Below are 21,191 nucleotides of genomic sequence, written 5' to 3'. Positions count from 1 at the left end.
GCACCTGCCGATGACCACCGTCCTCGTCCCCGACGCGACCCGTCAGATCGTCCCGCCCGAGGACCGGTACGCCACCGAACTGGCCTTCCTCGCCGCCCACGACGCCGGCCCGCGCCCGCCCGCGTGGCGGCTCACGCCCAGGGCCGTCGTCACGTTCGTGATGGGCAGCGGCGGGCAGGCGCTGCGCCTGCCCGAGGACGCCGAGGTGCCGGACGGAGTGCCGCGGCGCCTGGTGGTGGAGGGCAAGTTCGTCGGCGACCGGGCGCTGGTGGAGCGGTGTGTCGTCACGCTCGCCGGTGAGCGGGGCCTGCTGCTCGTGGGCGAGCCCGGCACCGCCAAGTCCATGCTGTCCGAGCTGCTCTCGGCAGCCGTCTGTGGAACCAGCGGCCTGGTGGTGCAGGGTACGGCGGGGACGACCGAGGACCAGCTCAAGTACGGGTGGAACTATGCCCTGTTGCTCGCGCAGGGGCCCAGCCGGCAGGCGCTGGTGCCGTCGCCGGTGCTCACCGCGATGTCCCGGGGTGCGATCGCCCGGGTCGAGGAGGTCACGCGCTGTCTGCCCGAAGTGCAGGACTCCCTGGTGTCGCTGCTGTCGGAGCGGCGGATCGCCGTACCCGAACTGGCGGGCAGCGAGGACGCTCTGGCGCACGCGGCGCCGGGGTTCAACCTCATCGCCACCGCCAACCTGCGGGACAAGGGCGTCTCGGAGATGTCCGCCGCGCTCAAGCGCCGCTTCAACTTCGAGACCGTGGGCCCCATTGCGGACCTCGACGCCGAGACGGCGCTGGTGCGCAGCCAGGCCAGGGCGTCGGTGGAGCGGGCCGGGGCGCCCTTCGAGGTCGACGACGCCGTGCTGGAGGCTCTGGTGACCGCGTTCCGGGACCTGCGGGAGGGACGGTCGGCGGAGGGCTGGGAGGTGGAGCGGCCCTCCACCGTGATGAGCACCGCGGAGGCCGTGTCCGTCGCCGGCGCACTGGGGCTGGCCGCCGCGTACTTCCCCGGTGACCGCGACGTCCTCGACCTGCTCCCGGGCCACCTCCTCGGTGTCGCGCGCAAGGACGACCCGGCCGACGCGGCCCGGCTGCGCGGCTATTGGGACGGTCCCGTCCGGCGCCGCGCCGAGCAGGGCTCCGCCACCTGGCGGACCCTGTGGGACCTGCGCACGGTCCTGGAGGGCTGACGGCCGTGCTCCCCCCTTCTCCCGAGTCCGCCGTCCTGGCCCTCACCGATCCGGCGGCGCCGTACCTCATCGGCGTACGGCACCACGCGCCGTCCCTGGCCGCGGCCGTGCCGGCGCTGCTGGACGCGGCGAAGCCGGACGTCCTGCTCGTCGAACTCCCCGCCGAACTGCAGGAGTGGCTGCCGTGGCTCGCCCACGAGGAGACCCGGGCACCGGTCGCCCTCGCCGCCGCACCCCGCGACACAGGCGGGGGCCCGGCGTTCTATCCCTTCGCCGACTTCTCACCGGAACTGGTGGCGGTGCGGTGGGCGGCACGGCACGGCGTACCGGCCATGGCCTGCGACCTGCCGCTCGCGGACCGGGCGTGGGGCGGGGAGGGGCACGAGGAGCCCGCCGGCCGCGGGAAGCCGGCGGCGGAGGGTTCCCTCGCCGGGCTCGGTGCCGCCCTGCGCTCCCGCCTCACCGGACGCCCCGGTGACGACCTCTGGGACCGGTTGGTCGAGGCCACCGCCCCCGGTTCGTCGCCGGAGGCACTGCGGCGGGCCGCGCTGCTCACGGGGTGGGCGCTGCGCGAGGAGGCGGCGCGCTCGGGCGGGGTGCCGAAGCTGGATCTGCGGCGCGAGCGCTGGATGCGGTCGTGTCTCGCCGGGGCCACCGCGAACGGGGAGCGGGCCGCCGTGGTGGTCGGCGCCTTCCACGCGCCGGCGCTGTTGGCACCGACCGACAGCGACCCGTCCGAGCGACCCGGCGCCGCGGCCTCGCCCTGGACGACCTCCCTCATCCCGTACACCTACGCCCTCCTCGACGAGCGCTCCGGCTATCCCGCCGGGATCCGCGACCCCGAGTGGCAGCACCGGGTGCTGGGCGCCGCCGGTGATCCGGCCGCACTGGAGGACGTGCTGACCGGTGCGGCCGTGCGGGTGTGTGCCGAGCTGCGGGCACTCGGGCATCCTTCCGGGCCGGCAGACGCGCGCGAGATCGTGCGGCTCGCCGGTGATCTGGCCCGGCTGCGGGGGCTGCCCGCGGCGGGCCGGGGCGAGTTGGTGGAGGCCGTGCAGACAGTGCTCGCGCAGGGCGAGCCGTACGGGCGGGGGCGGGCCGTCGCCCGCGCGATGGAGAAGGTGCTCGTCGGCACGCGCGCGGGCCGGCCGGCACCGGACGCGCCGCGCAGCGGGCTCGCTCCGGCGGTCGAGGCGGAGCTGGCCGCGCTGGGCCTGCCCGGTCCGGCGGACGCCGGCCCCGGTAACGCTCGCGATCTGCGCCTCGACCCGCTCCGCTCCGAACTGGACCGCGGCCGCGAACTCCTGCTGCGCCGCCTGACGGTGTGCGCCGTGCCGTACGCGGAGCCGAGGGAGGTCTCCGGCGCGGGCGGCGCCGAGGCGCTGACGTCCCGTTGGGAGGTGCGCTGGACACCCGCGACGGCGGCCATGCTGACCGCGGCGGGCGTCCGTGGCGTCACCCCGGCCCAGGCCGCCGAGGGTCTGCTGCGGGAACGGCGGCGCGCGGAGCAGGACGAGGGCGGGCCCACCGCGGCGCAGTCCCTGCACGGCCTGGAGCAGGCGGCGGAGTGCGGACTGCCGGGCCTGGTGGACGAACGGCTCGACGACACGGCCGAGGTGCTGCCGAACTCCGGCACGCTGCCCGAACTCCTCGCCGGACTGGCCCTGTCGGACCGGCTGCGGTCCGGTCACATAGCGGGGCTGCCGGCCGACGAGGACCGTACGGCACGGGCGGCGGCCGTGGCCGAGCTGCTCACCGCCGCCGCCGTGCGCCAGGTGGACGGCCTCACCGGTTCCGAGGACCCGGCCGACGCACACGCCCTGCTGGAACTCGCCCACCGGGCCGACCTGTTGGGCGGCATCCGGCTCACCGACGCGCTGGCCCGGCTGGCCGCCGACGGTTCCCCGCTGATGCGCGGCGCCGCGGGTGCCGTACGCGTGCTGCTCGGTCACGAGGATCCGCGGGGCTTCGGCGACCGGGTGGCGTCCTGGGTGGACGGCGCCTGCGATCCCGGGTCGCGGTCCGCGCTGACGGCGCGGCTCACAGGGCTGCTGACCGCGGCGGGCCAGTTGCTGGAGTCCGCGGCGCCCGCGCTGGAGCCGTTGCTGGGGCGGGTGTCGGAGCTGTCCGACCGGGACTTCCTGGACCGGCTGCCCGCGCTGCGGGGCGGTTTCGACACGCTCAGCCCCGCCGCCCGCGACCGGCTCCTGTCCGCCGTCGAGGAGCGCCTGGACGAGCGCCGTCTGGCCGACACCGGCGCCGTCGACCCCGGCGCGCTGGCCGCCTGGACCCGGGCCGACCTCGCGGCCCGCGAGGCCCTCGGCGCCTGGGGGCTCCTGCCGCCGCCCCGGCAGCCGGAGACCGCCCCGGCCGCGGCCGACGCCCCGGCCGACGCCGCCTCCGGCGCGGACCACCGGCTCGCTCCTGCCGACCGCTGGCGCCTCGTGCTGGGCCGCCGTACCGAGCAACTGCCCGGCTCTGCCCGTCCGTTGGCAACCGCGCTCGACGAGCTGTACGGCAGCGGACGCGGGGAGGGCAGCCGGGGCGACCTGACCGGTGCGGGGCGCGGCGGCGGCCGGGAGGCGTCCTATCCCGGAGTGCGGGAGTGGTCCGAGGAACTGGCGGCGCTCTTCGGCCCGGGCATCCGGGAGGAGGTGCTGGCGGCCGCCGCCGCGACGGGCCGGCCGGACGTGTTCACGGAACTCGAGCCCGACGCCGTACGGCCCTCGGTCGACCTGCTCCGCTCGGTACTCCGGCACGCGGGCGGACTGCCGGAGGCCCGGCTGGCGACGCTGCGTCCGCTCGTCCGCCGCCTGGTGGACGCGCTGACCCGGCAACTGGCCACGCGGCTGCGCCCGGCGCTGCACGGCACCGCCCTGCCGCGCCCCAGCCGCCGTCCGGGCGGCGGACTCGACCTGCCGCGTACGCTGCGGGCCAACCTGGCCACCGCGCGCCGCGCTCCGGACGGCACGGTCCAGGTCATCCCGGAGCGTCCCGTCTTCCGCACCCGGGCCCGAAAGGCCGCCGACTGGCGGCTGGTTCTCGTCACCGACGTGTCGGGGTCCATGGAGGCGTCCACGATCTGGGCGGCGCTCACGGCCTCCGTGCTGGCCGGGGTGCCCACCCTGTCCACGCACTTCCTGGCCTTCTCCACCGAGGTCATCGACCTGACCGACCATGTCGAGGATCCGCTGTCGCTGCTGCTGGAGGTCAGCGTGGGCGGCGGCACCCACATCGCGGCCGGGCTGCGGCACGCTCGCGAACTGGTCAGCGTGCCCTCGCGGACGCTCGTCGTGGTCGTCAGCGACTTCGAGGAGGGCTACCCCCTCGGCGGGCTGCTCGCCGAGGTCCGCGCCCTGGTCGGCGCCGGCTGCCACGTCCTCGGGTGCGCGAGCCTGGACGACGCCGGCCGGCCCCGGTACTCCACCGGGGTCGCCAGCCAGTTGGTCGCCGCGGGGATGCCGGTGGCCGCCCTCAGTCCGCTCGAACTCGCCCGCTGGGTAGGGGAGAAGATCGCATGAGCCAGGATCTCGAGAGCGAGCAGCGGGAGAGCGCGGCTCTGCCTCCGGTCGCCCCGGCCGTGACCGCCGAGCTCGTCGCGGCACTCTCGCCCCGGCTGCGCAAGCGGCTCGACGCGGGCGTGGCCAAGCTGGCGGAGCGCCCGGTCGTCCGGGACGGCGACACCGTGCGGATCGCCGTCGACGACAGCACCGCCGTCGAACTCCACGCCCCCGGCGGCGCGGTGACCAGCGCGGAGGCCGTCCGCTGCGGCTGTCTGCTGGCGCCGGACTGTCTGCACCGCGCCGCTGCGGCGTCGGCGGCACCGATCGCTGAACCGGAAGCCGAACCGGTCGCAGCCCCGCCGGCCGAAGCGGAACCGGCGACAACTCCGAACGGGGAACCGGCGGCAGAACCGGGCGCTGCCGTCGATTCCGGTGCGGCGCAGACCGGTTCGGAGGAACCGGTGGACGGGACGGAACCCGAAGCCGAGCGGGCCACGCCCGAACAGTGCGCCGCCGCCCGTGCCGTCCGTGGCGCCACGACCGCCGTACTCGAAGCCGGTACGGACGGTTCCGGGGCGGTGCTCCAGGCGGAACTGCTGCGCGCCGCGCACACGGCGCGCCTCGCCGGTCTCCCGAGGGCCGCCGCCACGGCGATCTCCGTGGTCACCGCGCTGCGCGCCGCCCGCTCCGCCGACCCGGCCCACCGCCTCGCCGACCTCGTCACCGCGCTCCGCGACGCCCTGGCGGCGGCCCACCGCATCCCGCACGCCGTCGGCCCGGAACTGACCGAGCTGCGCGGCACGGTACGGCAGCCGTACCGCCCGGACGGCTCACTGCGGCTGTACGGCCTGTTCTCCGAGCCGGTGCTCACGGCGAGCGGGTACGCGGGCGCCGTCACCTGGACCGCCGACGCCGAGGGCCGTCTGTACCAGGTGTCGGACGTGGCACCGGGCGGCGCCCGTCGGGCGGTGGGCGCGGCCGACCGGGCCGTACGCGTCGGTGACACGGCGCTGACCCACCGGGAACTGTCCCGGGCCGGTCTCGCGGTGTCGGGGGCGACGGTCTCCCCGACGGGGCGGCTCGGCGCGGGCGCGGGGGTACGGGCGGTCCGCGCGTCCGGTGCCGACTGGCGCGCGGAACCCCTGGACCGGCTCTGGGCGGTGCCGGTCGCCGACCAGCTGTCCCGTGCCCTGAGCGGTGGCCACGACCTGCTCTTCCTGGACGTCACCCTCACGGGCACGGTCCGGGAGGCGGCGGGCGACAGTCTGCTCGCCGACTGCGGGGGCGTCCCGCTGCGGCTGACCGCCGCGCACGACCACCCTGCGCTCCCCCACCGCGACAACCTCCGCCTGCTGGCCGCCGCCCGCGGCAGCCGGCTCCGGGTCGTGGCCCGGTTCGTCCCGGCCCCGCACCCCAGGGCCCAGCTGCTGGCGACCGAGCATCCCACCATCCCCGGCACCCGCGTCGACGCCGGCCTGGACCGGCTGCTCCGTGCCGACCTGCCCGCCTCTCCGGCGCCCGTGGCCGCGGCGCCCACGCCCGACGAGGCTCCGGTGCACCTGCTGCGCCGGCGCGTGCACCAGGCGGCCTCGGGCGGCCGGCTCGTGCTGTCCTTCCCCGGGAACACGGCGGCCGACGCCCGGCGGCTGAGCCGGCACGGTCTGGCGACGGCGGGGGACCTCGTGGAAGAACTCCACGCGGCCGCTGCGGAGCGGTCCCGCGATGTCTTCGGCCGGCTGCTCCCGGCGGACACCGACCGGTTCGCCCGGGCCTGGCTGGCCGCGGCCCGCTACACCGACGAGGTCGACCGCGCGCTGTGCGCGGCGGCCTGGGGTGTCTGAGGCGGGCGGACGGCGTGGGGAGGCGGCCACGCCGGACGGGCCGCCGCTCCCCCGCGCCGGCGGCCCGTCCGGCGTGCGTCCGAGCTGGTCGTCGCCGCCGGGTTGAAGTCTGCGACAGCTGGGGACGGCAGGGGTATGCGTACAAGTACGTACGCGGCGCCGGGCGGGAGGACGGCGGGCGGGAGACTCACACGGAGAGAAACACGTGGCACAGGGGCTGAACAAGGCCTACGAACGCCTGGTGGAGGTCGCCGTGACGGCGCTCCACGAACGGGAGCCCGGGCGTCTGTGGCCACTGCTCGGCACCGCGCTCACGGACGTGTGCGGCGGCGAGGCGGTCGTCCACAAGCTGGACGACTGGAGCGAGTACGAGGGCACCGTCGGGATGGCCCCCGACGCCGCCGCCAGGGAACTGGGCCGGCTCCGGGACTCGGACCTGGCTCTGCTGCGCGCGGGCTACCCCCTCGCCGGCCACTACACGGCCCGGCCCGACCGGACCCCGGTCACCGCGTACCGGGCGGCGCGCCACGACTGGCCGGACAGTCCGACGGCCCGCCTGCTCGGTGACGCCCTCGACGTCGACCACGTGCTCGGCGTACCGCTCCCCGGGAGCAGCGCCCCGATCACCGGCTGCCTCGTCTACCGCTCCGGGACGGACTTCACCGACGACCACCTCACGATGGCCGAGCGCGCGCAGCCCTTGCTGGCCGGCGTGGAGCGGCAGCGGCAGCTGCTGGAGCAGTGGCGGCGGTCGCTGGCCGCGGCCGGAGCGCCGGACGAGCGGGCGGCGGACTGTGCGCTCACGCCCCGCGAGACGACCGTGCTGCTCCTGCTCGCCGACGCGCTGACGGCAGACGCCATCGGCCGCCGACTCGGCATCTCGGCCCGCACGGTGCACAAGCACGTGGAGAACGTCTATCGCAAGCTGGGCACGCGCGACCGGGTCGGCACGGTCCTGCGCGCTCAGCGGCTCGGTCTGGTCCCGTCCCCCGGCACCCAGGGGCCCTGTGCCGGCCCTTTCTGATCGGTGGATCTAGAGCGCCCGGGTCAGCCGGACCAGTTACGAGGGAGCGTCGAGGCGAAGGTCGCGGCGGGAGCCGGCATCACCCCCACCCCGCCGTGTGGGGCAGCGTCGAACGGTGATTGGCTGTCCCCGATTCCGTCAGCCGGTCCATCCACGGGAAGGCCCCAGCCATGAGCAACCCCTACGCACTGGAATACAAGGTCGTCACGTTCCGCGAGTCACTGATCGGAGACGCACTGGACAGCGACAAACTGGAGAAGGTTCTGAACAAGCACGCCGAGGACGGGTGGGCCCTCAAGGCCATCACGTCTGCCGACGTCAAGGGCCGTATAGGGCCCGGTGCGGTCGAGGGCCTGCTGCTCACTCTCGAGCGTCCGCGCCGCTGACGGCTGCCGTTCCTGCGCGGCACGGGGAACGACGAGCTCCGCCGTACTCGGCAGTCTTGTGCGGATGGGCCTGGGCCGCCGAGGGTCCCGGGGGGCCGGCAGAGGACGCGGATCGTTCAGCGTGAGCCGGCCTGTGACTCCTGATGACGACAGGCCGTTCCCGCCCTCGCCTCGGGCAGAACGTCGGCCACCGTCGGCATGACGGCGACGGGCACCCCCTACGTCGGGGCAGGAGCACGCGGTCCAGCGCGGGTGTCGAGTTGGGTTGAGCCGCCGTCGGGCGCGGTGCGTTCGGCCGGTGCGCAGTTCTCGGCTGCGGCGCGTTCCGCGAAACGCCGCACGTCACCTGACGCCCGGCGGCGGTTCGTCATCGACCCGGGCGTACGCGCCGCTGCGGTTCCTGCCGCCCGGACAGGTCGCGGTGCCCTTCGATGTCGCCGAGCGGCATCGAAGGGCACCGTTGCCGACCTACGCGCCACGACGGACCCGGGCGGCCTTGCGGGCCTCGGCCATCTGGCGGGCCGCAGCAGACCGGCGGGACTCGCCCCCGCCGCCGGCCCGCCCCGGGCGGGTACCCAGACCGCGAAAAGGGGCACCGCCGCGCTTCGGGCGCTTCGCGACCGGTCCGCTGCCGCCGACCGGGACACCGGAGGGAGCCTGGGCGCCGGTGCTGCGACTCAGCTCGGCCTCACCGGAGCGGACCTGCGTGATCTGCGGCCCGATGCCTGCGTCGGACATGAGCCGGGCCAGGTCCCGGCACTGGCCGGGGAGGACCGGCGTGACGACACTGCCGGACTGGCCGGCGCGGGCAGTTCGGCCACCGTGATGCTCCATCGTGGTGACCGCGCCCGCCGACGGGTCGACCGAATGGACGCCCGGGTCATGGAGGTCACGACGGACCAGGAGGTCGATGTTGCGGTCCAGCGTGGCCGAGAACAGCATGCGCCGGCCGTCGGGACGTACCTGGTCCAGCAGTTCGGTGACCTGCTGAACCAACTCGCGGGTGGGACGAATCGAAAGAACGAGCCGAATGTGAGACCAAAAGAATTCCACTGAAATGCAAAACAAATATCTGGGGCCCCGCCACAAGGCGGGGCCCCAGATATCTCATACGCTTCGACGTCAGGCGGGAGTGATGTTCTCCGCCTGCGGACCCTTCTGGCCCTGCGTGATGTCGAAGTTCACCTTCTGGCCTTCCTGGAGCTCACGGTAGCCCTGGGTGGCGATGTTCGAGTAGTGGGCGAAGACGTCCGGGCCGCCGCCGTCCTGCTCGATGAAGCCGAAGCCCTTTTCCGCGTTGAACCACTTGACGGTGCCAGTAGCCATGTCAGATCTCCTTGGGGGCAGTGCCCGCGGGCCCACACCGTGCGAGCCCCTGCGTTGCCACAATGAACCCCGTCCGGATAAGCACCGGAGATACAGAAATGCCCGACGACATGCAGTCGTCGAGGCACTTGAAGTTTCGGGAACCACAACTGCAACTGACAGTAAGTTTAGCACGGTGTACACATTTGCACTAGTTTCACCCGTGATGTGAGGCCCTCGGCCTGACGGGAGCACCGGATCAGTACGTCGGCCGGCACCTACTCGAATGCATTCGACATTCGGCCGGACATCCGGGATACCGTCGCCGCGCTACGCCGTCTCAGCCCAGGAACGACAGGCGGACCTTCCTGTCCGGATTGTCCCTGTTCGTGTCCACGAGGCACACCGACTGCCAGGTGCCCAGCTCCAGTTGGCCGCCGATGACGGGAAGGGTCGCGTGCGGTGGGACGATCGCGGGCAGGACGTGGTCGCGGCCGTGACCCGGGCTGCCGTGTCGGTGCTGCCAGCGGTCGTCGGCGGGGAGCAGGGCGTGCAGGGCGGCCAGGAGGTCCTCGTCGCTGCCGGCGCCCGTCTCGATGACGGCGATGCCGGCAGTTGCATGGGGCACAAAGATGTTGAGCAGGCCGTCGCGGCCTGCCGCCGCCTCGCGCAGGAATTCCTCGCAGTCGGAGGTCAGGTCGACGACCCGCTCCCGGGAGCCGGTGGCGACGTGCAGCATCCGAGTGGTGAAGGCATCTGACATGCCTCCATCCTGGCCCATACGCCGGGTTTCCCATGGTGTGGCGCGACGGTTCCTGGGACGTGAGGTCCATAGGACGAGACACCGTTGACCATGGAGCGCCGTCTGGCTACGTTCGGCCGCATGTTGCGTTCAGCCCTGCTCACCACGCGCGGTCACATCGACCTGCTGCGGGTGGCCTCCGCCGCGTGTCGCCGCGGCCGCTGACGCCCTCCTCCTCCCCCGCTTCGGCGCGGTCTGCCGCCGCACCCGCACGTCACCCCTGATCCGCTGTTGGCCCTGATCCGCTGTTGGCGCGGGCGTGACCGGCGGCACCAAGCCGTCCCCACATCCTCCGCCTTCCTCTGCCGTGGAGCATCCATGAGCATCAGCCATGCCCCACCCAGCTCACCAGAACCTGATATTTCCGGTATATCAAAGTCCCTCGGCGTTGGACCGGACCGGCCCGAACACTCCTCCCCTCCCGTTCAGCCCCTCGTCCCCGCCTCCACCCGCCGAACCCGGGTGCCCCGCCGGCTGCGTCGCACGACCGGCCCACTCCTCCTGCTGGCCCTCTGGCAACTCCTCAGCACCACAGGTGTGTTGGCATCCGACGTCCTTGCGCCGCCGGGCCGTATCGCCCAGGTCGGCTGGGATCTGGTCGCCGACGGTTCGCTGCCCTCGGCCATGGGCACCTCGCTCCGGCGTGTCGCGGCCGGGTTGCTGTTCGGCGCGGTGATCGGCACCGGACTGGCCCTGCTATCAGGGCTGTTCAGGATCGGCGAGGACCTGGTGGACGCGCCGGTGCAGATGTTGCGGACGGTGCCGTTCGTGGGTCTCATCCCACTGTTCATCATCTGGTTCGGCATCGGCGAGGCCCCGAAGATCGCCATCATCGCACTCGGCGTGACCTTCCCGCTCTACCTCAACGTGTACGCCGGCATCCGCGGTGTCGATATCCAACTCATCGAGGCCGGTGAGTCGTTGGGGCTGTCCCGCTGGGGTCTCGTACGCCATGTGGTGCTCCCGGGCGCGCTGCCCGGCGCGCTCACCGGGCTGCGGTACTCGCTCGGCGTCGCCTGGCTCGCCCTGGTCTTCGCCGAGCAGGTCAACGCCGACGCCGGCCTCGGCTTCCTGATGGTGCAGGCGCGGGACTTCCTGCGCACCGACGTGATCGTGGTCTGCCTGATCGTCTACGCCTTCCTCGGCCTGCTCGCCGACTTCCTCGTCCGCTCCCTCGAAAGGCTGCTGCTGCAATGGCGACCGACGTTCACCGGCCGGTGAGCCCCGTGGCGACCCGTCCCGACAAGGCGGTGCACGTCGAGGGGCTGACCCGCTCCTTCGACGGCCGTGCCGTCATCGACGATCTCCGACTCGACATCGAGCCGGGTGAGTTCGTCGCCCTGCTCGGTCGCAGTGGCTGCGGAAAGTCCACGCTGCTGCGCATTCTGGCCGGCCTCGACCGGGACATCGAGGGCACCGCCCTCGTCTCCCGCCGCCGGGCCGTCGCCTTCCAGGCTCCCCGGCTGATGCCCTGGAAGAAGGTGTGGCGCAACGTGCTGCTCGGCCTGCCCGGCAGGCCCGAACGCGCCATCGCCGAGCGGGCGTTGGACGAGGTCGGCCTCGGCCGTCGCATCGACGCCTGGCCGAGGACCCTCTCCGGCGGCGAGGCACAGCGTGCCTCCCTCGCCCGTGCCCTGGTGCGCGAGCCCGATCTGCTGCTGCTCGACGAGCCGTTCGGCGCTCTCGACGCGCTCACCCGGATCAAGGTACAGCGGCTGGTCGGCGAGTTGTGGCAGCGCCGCGGCTGCGCCGTGCTGCTGGTCACGCACGACGTCGAGGAGGCCGTACTGCTCGCCGACCGCGTCCTGGTGATGGACAGCGGCCGTATCGCCCACGAACAGCGCATCGACCTCGACCGCCCGCGCGACATCGCCGACCCCCGGTTCGCAGCGCTCCGCGCCCTTCTGCTGGAGCGACTCGGCGTCAGCACGGCCGCCGAAGCCGCCTGATCCGGGGTATCCCGGGCTTCCCCATCCACGACAACTCCCGCGCACATGAACGGAACCGCCATGCGACGACGTCTCGTCCCCGCCGCACTGCTCCTCCCCCTCGCCGTCCTGCTCACCGCCTGCGGCGGGAACTCGTCCGCCGGCACGGGCACCGACATCGACGGCAAAGGCTCCGTCACGCTCGATGTCGGTGACCAGAAGGGCGGTTCGGAGGCCATCCTGCGGGTCGCCGGTGAGCTGAAGAACCTGGACTACAGGATCAAGTGGTCGACGTTCACCTCCGGCCCGCCCCTGCTGGAGGCCGTCAACGCCAAGGCCGTCGACATCGGCGGTGTCGGCAATACGCCGCCCGTCTTCGCGGCGGGCGCGGGCTCGAAGATCTCGGTGGTGGCCGCCTGGCACGGCACGTCCAAGGGCGACGCCATTCTCGTGCCGAACGACTCGAAGCTGACCGGGCCCGCTCAGCTCAAGGGCAGGTCGATCGCGGTGGCGCAGGGCTCCTCCGCGCACTACCAGCTGGTCGCCTCCCTCAAGGCGGCCGGGCTCGGCCTGAACGACGTCGAGGTCAAGTACCTGCAGCCGGCCGACGCGCTCGCCGCGTTCACCTCCGGCAAGGTCGACGCATGGGCCGTCTGGGACCCGTACACGTCCCAGATCCTGCAGTCCGGGCGGGGCAGGGTGCTCACCACCGGCGACGGCCTCACCAACGGACTCACCTTCCAGGTGGCGGCGCCCTCGGCGTTGCGGGACCCGAAGAAGGCCGCCGCCGTCAAGGACTACGTGGCACGGCTGCGGCGCGCGCAGACCTGGGTGTACGGCCACCAGAAGGAGTGGGCCAAGGTGTGGGCGAAGGAGACCGGCCTGCCCTACGAGGTGGCGTCGGCCTCGGTGAAGCGCACCAACGCCACCCGGGTCCCGGTCGCCGTCGACAAGCCGCTCATCGCTTCCGAGCAGCGGATCGCCGACACCTTCACCGAGTTGAAGCTCATCCCGAAGAAGGTGGACTTCGGCGACTTCGTGGACCCGCGGTTCAACGGCGACCTGCCGGCGTCGACGACTCCGGCCAAGGGCTGAGGCCGGTCGCGAGGGGGTGCCGAGCGCTCGGGAAGATCCATGACCGCCTCGCTGTTAGTGGAACCGTGAACGAATTGCGCGAGGTCGAGGTAGTGGTGGCAGGCGCTGGACAGGCCGGTCTGTCGAGCGCCTACCACCTGCGGCGCACCGGCTACGAGCCGGACCGCGACTTCGTGGTCCTGGACCACTCCCCCGCCCCTGGCGGCGCCTGGCAGTTCCGCTGGCCGTCGCTGACGTACGGCAAGGTCCACGGGATGCACTCCCTGCCCGGCATGGAGCTGACGGACGCCGATGCGGCCCGGCCCTCGGCGGAGGTGATCCGCGAGTACTTCGACCGGTACGAGCGCACCTTCGACCTGCGGGTACGGCGCCCCGTCGACGTCCGGGCCGTGCGCGAGGGGGACGACGGGCGACTGCTCGTGGAGACCTCGGACGGCAGCTGGTCCACGCGGGCGCTCATCAACGCGACCGGCACGTGGGACCGGCCGTTCTGGCCGCGCTACCCCGGTCAGGAGACCTTCCGCGGACGGCAGTTGCACACCGCGCGGTACGCCGGGCCCAAGGAGTTCGCCGGGAAGCGGGTCGTGGTCGTCGGCGGCGGGGCGTCCGGCACCCAGCACCTGCTGGAGCTGGCCCCGTACGCGGCCGCCACCACCTGGGTCACCCGGCGGCCCCCGGTCTTCCGCGAGGGCCCGTTCGACCAGGAGGCGGGCCGCTCGGCGGTGGCCCTGGTGGAGGAGCGGGTACGGCAGGGCCTGCCGCCCAGGAGTGTGGTCTCCGTCACCGGACTTCCGCTCAACGACGCCATCCGGCATGGACTGGCCGACGGGGTCCTGGTCCGGCAGCCGATGTTCGACCGGATCACCCCGGACGGGGTGGAGTGGAACGACGGCCGGCACGTGGACGCCGACGTCATCCTGTGGGCCACCGGCTTCCGGGCCGCACTCGATCACCTCACACCGCTGCGGCTGCGCGAACCCGGCGGCGGGATCCGGATCGAGGGGACCCGCGCGGTCACCGACGCGCGCATCCACCTCGTCGGCTACGGCCCCTCGGCCAGCACCGTCGGCGCCAACCGGGCCGGACGCGCGGCCGTACGGGACATCACGCGGCTGCTGGCCGAGAAGCCGGGCGAGCGGGTCGAACCGGACGAGCCGGCCGCCGCGTGATGTCCCGCCGGTTCAGCGGGGCGGCTGCGTGGCCGGCAGCCGCTGCGGACTTCCGCTGGGCTGCTGGGGCTGCTGGGGCTGCCCCGACGACTGGTGCGCGGCGTTGAACTCGGCCACGTTGCGCAGGTGCTCGGAGTAGTCGGCGGTGAAGCGGGTGTCGCCCGGCCTGATCGTGACGAAGTACAGCCAGTCGCCCGGCGGCGGGTTGATCGCGGCACGCATCGCGTCCTCGCCGGGGTTGTCGATCGGGGTGGGCGGCAGCCCCATGCGTTGGTAGGAGTTGTACACGCTCTCCATGCGGGTGTCGTCCAGGCTGGTGTGCACGGTGTTGCGGTTCAGTGCGTAGTTGATGGTGGAGTCCATCTGCAACGGCATGCCCCGCTGCAGCCGGTTGAAGATGACCCGGGCCACCCTGCCCATGTCGGCCTTGGTGGCGGCCTCGGCCTGGACGATGCTGGCGATGGTGACGGCCTGGTAGACGTTCACCGCGTTGAGCTGGGCCCCGGCAGCGACCGGCGCCCCGTTGAACTTCTTGTTGGCGGTGTCGACCATGAACCGCAGCAGCGACTCGGGGGTGGCACCCTTCTCGACGGGATAGGTCGCCGGGAAGAGGTAGCCCTCCGGGTTGCCCGCGGCCTCCTTCGGCAGCTTGAGGGCGGCCTTGTCGAGGGACTTCCGGGTGCTGCCCGGTGGCAGCGCGAGGGCCCTGTCGACGGCGTCGTAGATCTGGTTCGCGCGCCAGCCCTCCGGGACGACCAGCATGGGGGGCTTCGCCTCCACGTGACCGCTCTCCCGAGTCAGCAGCGGCACCGCCACGGCGGCGGTGCCGGCCAGGGCGGCGCCGGACACGACGAGGAGGAGCCTGCCCCGGCGCGTCAGTCGCATCGTGCTCCGTCGCGGAGTGTTCATCTGCATGCAGGCACGTTAATACGTATATCGCTTCAAATCCGACATATCGTCAGCTTGTCGGCTGCGGTTCCGTCTCAGCCCGCGGGCTCCAACTGGGCATCCCGGCGCACCAGGGCCGCGTAGCGCCCGTCCAGATCCAGCAGCTCCTCGTGCGTGCCCCGCTCGGCGACCTTGCCGGAGTCCAGGACGACGATCTGGTCGGCGCCGCGGACGGTGGACAGGCGGTGGGCGATGGTGAGAGTCGTCCGGTCGGCCGACAGGGCGTCGATGGCGTCCTGCACCGCGGCTTCGGTGCGGTTGTCCAGGGCGCTGGTGGCCTCGTCGAGGATGAGGACCGGCGGATCACGCAGGATGGTGCGGGCTATCGCCAGGCGCTGCTTCTCGCCGCCGGAGAAGCGGTGCCCGCGTTCGCCGACGACCGTGTCGTAGCCGTCGGGCAGCGCGGCTATGTGCTCGTGGATCTGGGCGGCCCGGGCCGCCGCGTGCAGCTCCTCGTCGGTGGCGTCCGGTTTGGCGAAGCGGAGGTTGTCGGCGACCGAGGCGTGGAAGAGGTACGTCTCCTGCGAGACGACGCCGACCGCGCGGGCGAGGGTGTCGAAGTCGAGGTCGCGCACGTCTATGCCGTCGATGGTGACGCGGCCGCCGGTGACGTCGTAGAGCCGGGGCACCAGATAGCCGAGCGTGGACTTGCCGGCGCCGGTCGGGCCGACCACCGCCAGGCTGCCGCCGGCCGGCACGGTGACGTCGATGCCGTCCAGGACGGGGCCGCCCTTGCCGTCGTAGCGGAACTCGACCTCCTCGAAGCGGACCTCACCCTTGATCGCGTCGAGGTGGACCGGCTCCTCGCGCTCGGTGATGTCGATGGGCAGGTCCAGGTATTCGAAGATGCGCTGGAAGAGCGCGAGGGAGGTCTGGATCTGGACGCCGGTCGCCAGCAGGCTCACGGCCGGGCGGAACAGGCCCTGCTGGAGGGAGACGAAGGCGACGATGGTGCCGAGCGAGACCTGCGGGCCGCCGAGTTGCAGGGCCAGGCCCGCGGTCCAGTAGATGACGGCGGGCATCGCGGCCATGACGATCGTGATCACGGCCATGCGCCAGCGCCCGGCCATGTTCGACTTCACCTCGAGGTCGACCAGCTGCTCGGACTCCTCGGCGAAGGACGAGGTGAGCGAGTCGGAGCGACCCATCGTGCGGCCCAGCAGGATGCCGCTGACGGAGAGCGACTCGGTGACCGTGGCGGCCATCGCGGCCATCTGCTTCTGGCGCTGGGTGGTGATCTTCTTGCGTTCGTTGCCGACGCGGCGGCTGATCCACACGAACACCGGCAGCAGGAGCAGCGAGACGACCGTCAGGCGCCAGTCGAGGGCGACCATCGCGACGATCGTGGCGACCACGCTGGTGGCGTTGGAGACGAGGGAGGTGGCCGTGGAGGTGACGGTGGCCTGCATGCCGCCGATGTCGTTGGCGATGCGGGACTGCACCTCGCCGGTGCGGGTGCGGGTGAAGAAGGCGAGCGACATGCGCTGCAGGCGGCCGTAGACGGCGGTGCGCAGGTCGTGCATGACGCGCTGGCCGACGGTGGTCGAGATCAGCGTCTGGAGCACGCCGAAGACGCTGGACAGGACGGCGCTGAGGATCATGCCGAGCGCGAGCAGGCTCAGCAGGCCGGTGCGGCCGTCGGGGATCGCGACGTCGAGGGTCTCCTTGAGGAGGAACGGCGTGGCCACCGAGACCAGCGAGGAGGCGCCGACGAGAAGGCCGACGATCGCGAGCCGCCCACGGTAGGGACGGAAGAGCTTCAGGATGCGGCGCACCTGCCGGGGCTGTTCCTTGGCGTCGGCAGGCGGGGTCCAGGAGGGTTCACGGTCGGGGTGCATGGGCTCCTACGGAGGTGAGCGGGCGCCGGCCCAGGGTGTGGCCGACGATGGCGGACGGATCGTAGCTCATTGTTACCTATACTCACAATGAACGGCATCCTGATATTGTTCCCGCATGACCACCCCCGATCCCGAGGGCCTGCTCGCCGAGCAGTTGCTGCGGCTCACCCGCCGGGTGCACCGCATCCAGAAGCGCCACCTGGAGCGGCGCGACCTGGGCGTCACGCCGGCCCAGTCCCGGCTGCTGCGCACCCTCGCGCACTACGGCTCGCCCCCGCGCATGGCCGACCTGGCCGAGCGCCTGGAGGTGGTGCCGCGTGCGGTGACAACACTGGTCGACGGGCTGGAGACGAGCGGCAAGGTGCGGCGGGTGCCGGACCCGACGAACCGGCGGGTGACCCGCATCGAGCTGACGGACGAGGGGCGGGCGACCCTGCGCGAGCTGCGCGGCGCGCGCCGGTCGGCCGCCGCGGAGATCCTCGCTCCGCTGACGGAGAAGGAGCGCGAGGTACTGGGCGTGCTGCTGGACACCCTGATCGACGGAGAGACGGCCAAGCCCTGCTGAACGGCCGCGGCCCCCGCTCCACGAGGTCGGAGCGGGGCCGCGCGTGTGTACGGACGCGGGTCAACCGGCCTCGGCGGCGGCCTGTCTTGACGGACGACACCGGCACGGCGTCGGCGTCTGCCTCCGGTGCCTTCTCCGGTACGAACGCGATCTCGCCGTCCAGCACTTTCTTGGCCCGTACGGTGTCCAGCGCGCCTTCCTTGCCGTAGGTCCTGATGACGCCGAGGCCGTACTGCCCCACCAGATGGACCATCGCACCGAACACGGCCGGTGGAGCGAGTCGCACGACGAAGCCGACGACCGCGAAGACGACCTCCTGCGCCTGTTCGATCGCGGGCAGGATCTTCGGCACCTCGGTGTGGCCGAGGTGGAGCAGGGCGGCGCCCACCAGACAGGCCGGCACCAGGACTTGGAGCAGAGCGCTGTCCGCGAAGGCGCCGACGAAGCTGTTGGGCAGCGCGCCGAGGACGAACTCGGTGGTGGACGGCAGCGATCCGCCCTGGGTCTGCCGGTCCAGCGCCGAGGCGTCGAGGCCCGCGGGATCGACGTGCATACCGGAACCGGGTCCGACCACGTCGGCGGCGGTCAGACCGAGCAGCAGCGCGGCCGTGGAGGCGACCTCGAACCAGATCAGGGCCTTGAGCCCGATCCGCCCGAAAGCCTTCAGGTCACCGGCCTTGGCGATGCCGACGACGACCATGCAGAACACCAGCGGCGCGATCACCGCCTGGATCAGACGCACGAAACCGTCGCCGAGCGGCTGGAGAGCCGTGGCCGAGTCCGGCCACAGCTTTCCGACGACGATGCCGAGCACGAGCGCACAGGCGACCTGCACGAACAGAGAGGTTCGCAGTATGCGTGCGACACGGCGCGGCAGAGACGGTACGGACTGCGGCACGGGCACCCCTGGAGGGGACGTCGACTCACAGAAGCCGGACGGGACTTCTGCAATACGGAAAGCGGCTTCCGCATCTACGACTCTGGAGGGTCCGTTGATCACGCCCGAGACACCCGTGCCACAGCCAGGTAGATCACTCGGGTGGCGCAGCCCGCACCGCCGCCCTCAGCAACGGCTGCGGTCCTCCGTCAGCATCCCTTGGACGGTGGTCAGCGAACGGTCGTAGCAGCCGTCCGAGCCGGTGAGGCGGTAGCGCTCGCTCGACGTGCCGACCGCATGGCGCTGGTCACGCGGCACGTTGATCGTGTACGCCGCGTCGCCGCTGTAGGTGTCGTCGAGCCGCGACCACGCGGTGCGCCGGCCGCCCTGCCGCTCCACGACCGTCGTCCGGTCGCCGAGGTCCAGCACGGTGCGCAGCCGGTCGTTCGCACCCAGGGTCGTGGCGCCGTTCATGGTGTACGTCCGGTGCGTGTGCGTCGTTCGCGCGGGCCCCTGCCCGTGCACGTTCACCGTCTCGTCGTCCGTCCAGGTCGCGTCGAGCCCGTCCGTGTTCTCGCCGTCGGTCCAGCGGTGCGCGGAAGTGTTCGCGAGCGTGCGGGTGACTGTGGTGGTCACACGGCCGTGCGAGGTGTTCAGGTATCCGGAGACGGTGAGCCGGTGGCCGGCCTCGGTGTCGACGCGGTTCTCCGAACCGGGTGAGTAGGTCGAGGAGTTGTCGATGTCGCTCGCCCGGTCCGTGGTGAGGGCACCCGTGACGTGGGCGCGGTGGGCGTCCTGCCAGACCAGGACGTTCACGGGGACGCTCCAGCCGGACTGTCCCGCGGGCACTCCCACGACGGAGACCTCGACGCGGTGCGGGCGGCCGTCGTTCAGGAGTCCGGCGAAGGGTGTCAGGTCGTACTCGACGGGCCTGACGTCGAAGGCGCGCGGACCCGGGATGACGTACCAGAGGAAGGGGTTGGACCAGCCACCGGTCCACACGTTCGGGAACGGCGCGGCGATACCGGCGAGTTGCCCGTCGACCTTGATCTGCACCTCTCGGTACGGCCCGTGGTCCGCCTTGCAGGAGTACGACGCCGGGTCGGCCACGGTCAGGTACCAGAACTCCTCGCAGCCGCCGCCGGATCCGGTGGCGTACACCTCGGCCACGATGCGCTCGCTGTTGCGCGGGGTGGTGAGGGTCGTGCCGTCGGGTGTGTCGGCCAGGGTGAGGACGCGGTCGGGCATGGGTGTCTCGGCGCGGCCCGCGTAGAAGGTGAGCGTCACCTTGACGTCGATGACGCCGGTGTAGGTGTCGTCCACGACGTTTCCGATGAGCATCTCGACGTCCTGCGGGCTGCGGAAGGTGTCGCTGTAGCGGGTGACGTCCTTCTCCACATGCCACTCGATGCCGTCCGGTGACGGCTCGGGCGTCGAGGTGCGCAGGATCTCGACCCCGCCGACGTGCAGATAGCCGAGGCGGTCGTACTGGCGCCCCTTCACCTTGCCGTCGAGGCGCAGGACGACCTTGCTCCAGCGGTCGCCGCAGCCCTGGGGCGGTGTGTAGGCGCCCCGGTAGGGGGTGAAGTCACGGAACTGGGCCTCGGCCAGGGTGACCTGGCAGGACTTGGCGTGCGGACGGTCGACGGGTGGGGCGGCGGTCACCGGGTCGTGCCAGTCGGTGCCGAACTCGGCCGGAACGTCGGTGGCGCCCTGGGGTGCGGCTTGCGCGGCAGTGACCCCGGTACCGAAGAACGTGCCCGCCAGGAGGGTCGCTCCCGCGAGCATGGACATGACTATCCGTCTTCTCATGGCCGGTGTTCTACGGGGAGTCGGGTCCACCCCGCAATGAGGCGTGCCGCCAACCGCACTAGCTCATCAGGTCAGCCCTGTCCCCCATGACCACCACCGGATGCCGATCCGGGTCGAGCGTGCGCAGCAGGTACTCCATGGCCGACTTGGACATACTGACGCAGCCCGACGTACCGCTGCCGTGGTCCATGTGCAGCCAGATGCTCCCGCCCTTCTCCTCACCCTGTGGGCGCGTCGGATCGTTCGGCGGGGTGCCCTTGACCCGGTTGTAGTCGATCGCGATGACGTAGTCGAAGTCGTGCCAGTGCGACTTGGCCCACCAGCGCGGGGCGGTGAAGGAAGCGTCCTGTGTGTAGGGCAGTTCGGCGCCCGGATCCTTGAGCACGCCGCCGGCGTCGGTCAGGGTGTACACACCGACGGGGCTGCGCCGGTCACCGGAGTGGTGGTCGGTGGTCCAGCCCTTCTTGCCGTTGTGTGCCGACCAACTGCGGACCCGCTGCCATGCCTCGCCCCGCTTGGCGTAGAGCACGACCGTGGAGTCCGCCGAGTCCTTGCCGTCGCCGTAGACGGCCACCACCTGCTGGGAGTCGGCCGGAATCCGCCGCTGGAGGCCGGCGCCGACGCCCGGGATGCTGCGCGGGTCACGGCTGGCCGTGCCCGACTGCCGGGCCTGGCCACCGGGTTCCGGGTCGGCGTGGCCGCGCCCCTCCGCCCCGCACGCGGACAGGGCCGCAAGGAGGGTTCCGAAAGCCGCCACCGCAATGGTCACTCGCCGCACACCGTCTATCCGCACGCGAACATGATGACATCACGTATCGGCCGATCGAGCGACCCTCCGGGCATGCGCCGCACCGGACCACAGGGCTCCCGGACATGAGCCGGTCCGGGCGCGACGGCACCTGGCCGGAACCCGGCGGA

At 72.4% G+C, this 21,191-nt stretch carries 17 protein-coding genes and 3 pseudogenes; 12 read left to right on the top strand and 8 right to left on the bottom strand.

From position 1 onward, the window contains the following. The first annotated feature begins 10 nt into the window (after positions 1–10). From ACIF83_RS03885 to ACIF83_RS03860, 6 genes and pseudogenes are all read left to right on the top strand, one after another. Positions 11–1,180 (top strand): AAA family ATPase, encoded by a 1,170-nt coding sequence (locus ACIF83_RS03885; RefSeq protein WP_393478449.1) that lies wholly within the window; start codon positions 11–13, stop codon positions 1,178–1,180. Continuing rightward, positions 1,177–4,701, top strand: coding sequence for a DUF5682 family protein (locus ACIF83_RS03880; protein ID WP_399724037.1), 3,525 nt, complete (start codon positions 1,177–1,179; stop codon positions 4,699–4,701). Before ACIF83_RS03885 ends, ACIF83_RS03880 begins: the two co-directional genes overlap by 4 nt. Beyond that, a complete protein-coding gene (locus ACIF83_RS03875; protein ID WP_399723250.1) occupies positions 4,698–6,524 on the top strand; it encodes a hypothetical protein in 1,827 nt (608 codons plus the stop codon). Before ACIF83_RS03880 ends, ACIF83_RS03875 begins: the two co-directional genes overlap by 4 nt. A gap of 205 nt (positions 6,525–6,729) precedes the next feature. After that, positions 6,730–7,548: a LuxR C-terminal-related transcriptional regulator gene (locus tag ACIF83_RS03870; RefSeq protein ID WP_399723248.1), complete on the top strand. Its 819-nt coding sequence runs from the start codon at positions 6,730–6,732 to the stop codon at positions 7,546–7,548. Positions 7,549–7,718: 170 nt separating this feature from the next. Further along, complete coding sequence (locus ACIF83_RS03865) at positions 7,719–7,934, top strand: DUF4177 domain-containing protein (protein WP_053666946.1); 216 nt, start codon at positions 7,719–7,721, stop codon at positions 7,932–7,934. A 328-nt stretch (positions 7,935–8,262) separates the two neighbouring features. Continuing rightward, positions 8,263–8,382, top strand: a pseudogene (locus ACIF83_RS03860) (SAM-dependent methyltransferase); the annotation flags it as partial. A gap of 20 nt (positions 8,383–8,402) precedes the next feature. Here the strand turns inward: ACIF83_RS03860 and ACIF83_RS03855 are convergent. From ACIF83_RS03855 to ACIF83_RS03845, 3 genes and pseudogenes are all read right to left on the bottom strand, one after another. Further along, positions 8,403–8,921 (bottom strand): annotated as a pseudogene (locus tag ACIF83_RS03855) (RNA helicase); the annotation flags it as partial. 135 nt (positions 8,922–9,056) lie between these two features. Further along, positions 9,057–9,260: a cold-shock protein gene (locus tag ACIF83_RS03850; protein WP_311699250.1), complete on the bottom strand. Its 204-nt coding sequence runs from the start codon at positions 9,258–9,260 to the stop codon at positions 9,057–9,059. A 319-nt stretch (positions 9,261–9,579) separates the two neighbouring features. Continuing rightward, positions 9,580–10,002, bottom strand: a complete 423-nt coding sequence (locus ACIF83_RS03845; protein WP_393478441.1) for a secondary thiamine-phosphate synthase enzyme YjbQ — start codon at positions 10,000–10,002, stop codon at positions 9,580–9,582. A 90-nt stretch (positions 10,003–10,092) separates the two neighbouring features. On the opposite strand from ACIF83_RS03845, the gene ACIF83_RS03840 reads away from it, so the two are divergent. From ACIF83_RS03840 to ACIF83_RS03820, 5 genes are all read left to right on the top strand, one after another. Continuing rightward, positions 10,093–10,206 (top strand): putative leader peptide, encoded by a 114-nt coding sequence (locus ACIF83_RS03840; RefSeq protein ID WP_393478438.1) that lies wholly within the window; start codon positions 10,093–10,095, stop codon positions 10,204–10,206. Between the two features lie 153 nt (positions 10,207–10,359). Further along, positions 10,360–11,262 (top strand): ABC transporter permease, encoded by a 903-nt coding sequence (locus ACIF83_RS03835; protein WP_399723244.1) that lies wholly within the window; start codon positions 10,360–10,362, stop codon positions 11,260–11,262. Beyond that, the gene (locus ACIF83_RS03830) at positions 11,235–11,990 is read left to right on the top strand and encodes an ABC transporter ATP-binding protein (RefSeq protein WP_393478433.1); all 756 of its coding nucleotides are present in this window, start codon (positions 11,235–11,237) and stop codon (positions 11,988–11,990) included. Before ACIF83_RS03835 ends, ACIF83_RS03830 begins: the two co-directional genes overlap by 28 nt. Before the next feature lie 60 nt (positions 11,991–12,050). Beyond that, positions 12,051–13,064 (top strand): ABC transporter substrate-binding protein, encoded by a 1,014-nt coding sequence (locus tag ACIF83_RS03825; protein ID WP_399723242.1) that lies wholly within the window; start codon positions 12,051–12,053, stop codon positions 13,062–13,064. Positions 13,065–13,129: 65 nt separating this feature from the next. Further along, positions 13,130–14,233, top strand: coding sequence for an NAD(P)-binding domain-containing protein (locus ACIF83_RS03820; protein ID WP_399723240.1), 1,104 nt, complete (start codon positions 13,130–13,132; stop codon positions 14,231–14,233). Positions 14,234–14,245: 12 nt separating this feature from the next. On the opposite strand, the gene mltG is transcribed toward ACIF83_RS03820, so the two are convergent. Beyond that, entirely contained in the window at positions 14,246–15,148 is a 903-nt protein-coding gene (gene mltG, locus ACIF83_RS03815) for an endolytic transglycosylase MltG (protein ID WP_393478426.1), read from the bottom strand. A 68-nt stretch (positions 15,149–15,216) separates the two neighbouring features. Next, the gene (locus ACIF83_RS03810) at positions 15,217–17,019 is read right to left on the bottom strand and encodes an ABC transporter ATP-binding protein (protein ID WP_399723238.1); all 1,803 of its coding nucleotides are present in this window, start codon (positions 17,017–17,019) and stop codon (positions 15,217–15,219) included. A 115-nt stretch (positions 17,020–17,134) separates the two neighbouring features. Here ACIF83_RS03810 and ACIF83_RS03805 point away from each other — a divergent pair, with 115 nt between their 5' ends. Then, the gene (locus ACIF83_RS03805; RefSeq protein WP_393478421.1) at positions 17,135–17,584 is read left to right on the top strand and encodes a MarR family winged helix-turn-helix transcriptional regulator; all 450 of its coding nucleotides are present in this window, start codon (positions 17,135–17,137) and stop codon (positions 17,582–17,584) included. Between the two features lie 199 nt (positions 17,585–17,783). Here the strand turns inward: ACIF83_RS03805 and ACIF83_RS03800 are convergent. From ACIF83_RS03800 to ACIF83_RS03790, 3 genes and pseudogenes are all read right to left on the bottom strand, one after another. Next, a pseudogene (locus tag ACIF83_RS03800) lies at positions 17,784–18,482 on the bottom strand (cation:dicarboxylate symporter family transporter); the annotation flags it as partial. Between the two features lie 165 nt (positions 18,483–18,647). Continuing rightward, entirely contained in the window at positions 18,648–20,273 is a 1,626-nt protein-coding gene (locus tag ACIF83_RS03795; protein ID WP_399723236.1) for a peptide-N4-asparagine amidase, read from the bottom strand. A gap of 58 nt (positions 20,274–20,331) precedes the next feature. After that, positions 20,332–21,042 carry a L,D-transpeptidase family protein gene (locus ACIF83_RS03790; RefSeq protein WP_399723234.1) on the bottom strand — a complete coding sequence of 237 codons (711 nt, stop codon included), beginning with the start codon at positions 21,040–21,042 and terminating at the stop codon, positions 20,332–20,334. Positions 21,043–21,191: the final 149 nt, after the last annotated feature.

Source organism: Streptomyces sp. NPDC085866, from assembly GCF_044541035.1.
Taxonomy (GTDB): domain Bacteria; phylum Actinomycetota; class Actinomycetes; order Streptomycetales; family Streptomycetaceae; genus Streptomyces.
This window is presented reverse-complemented; position numbering and strand designations above follow the sequence as displayed.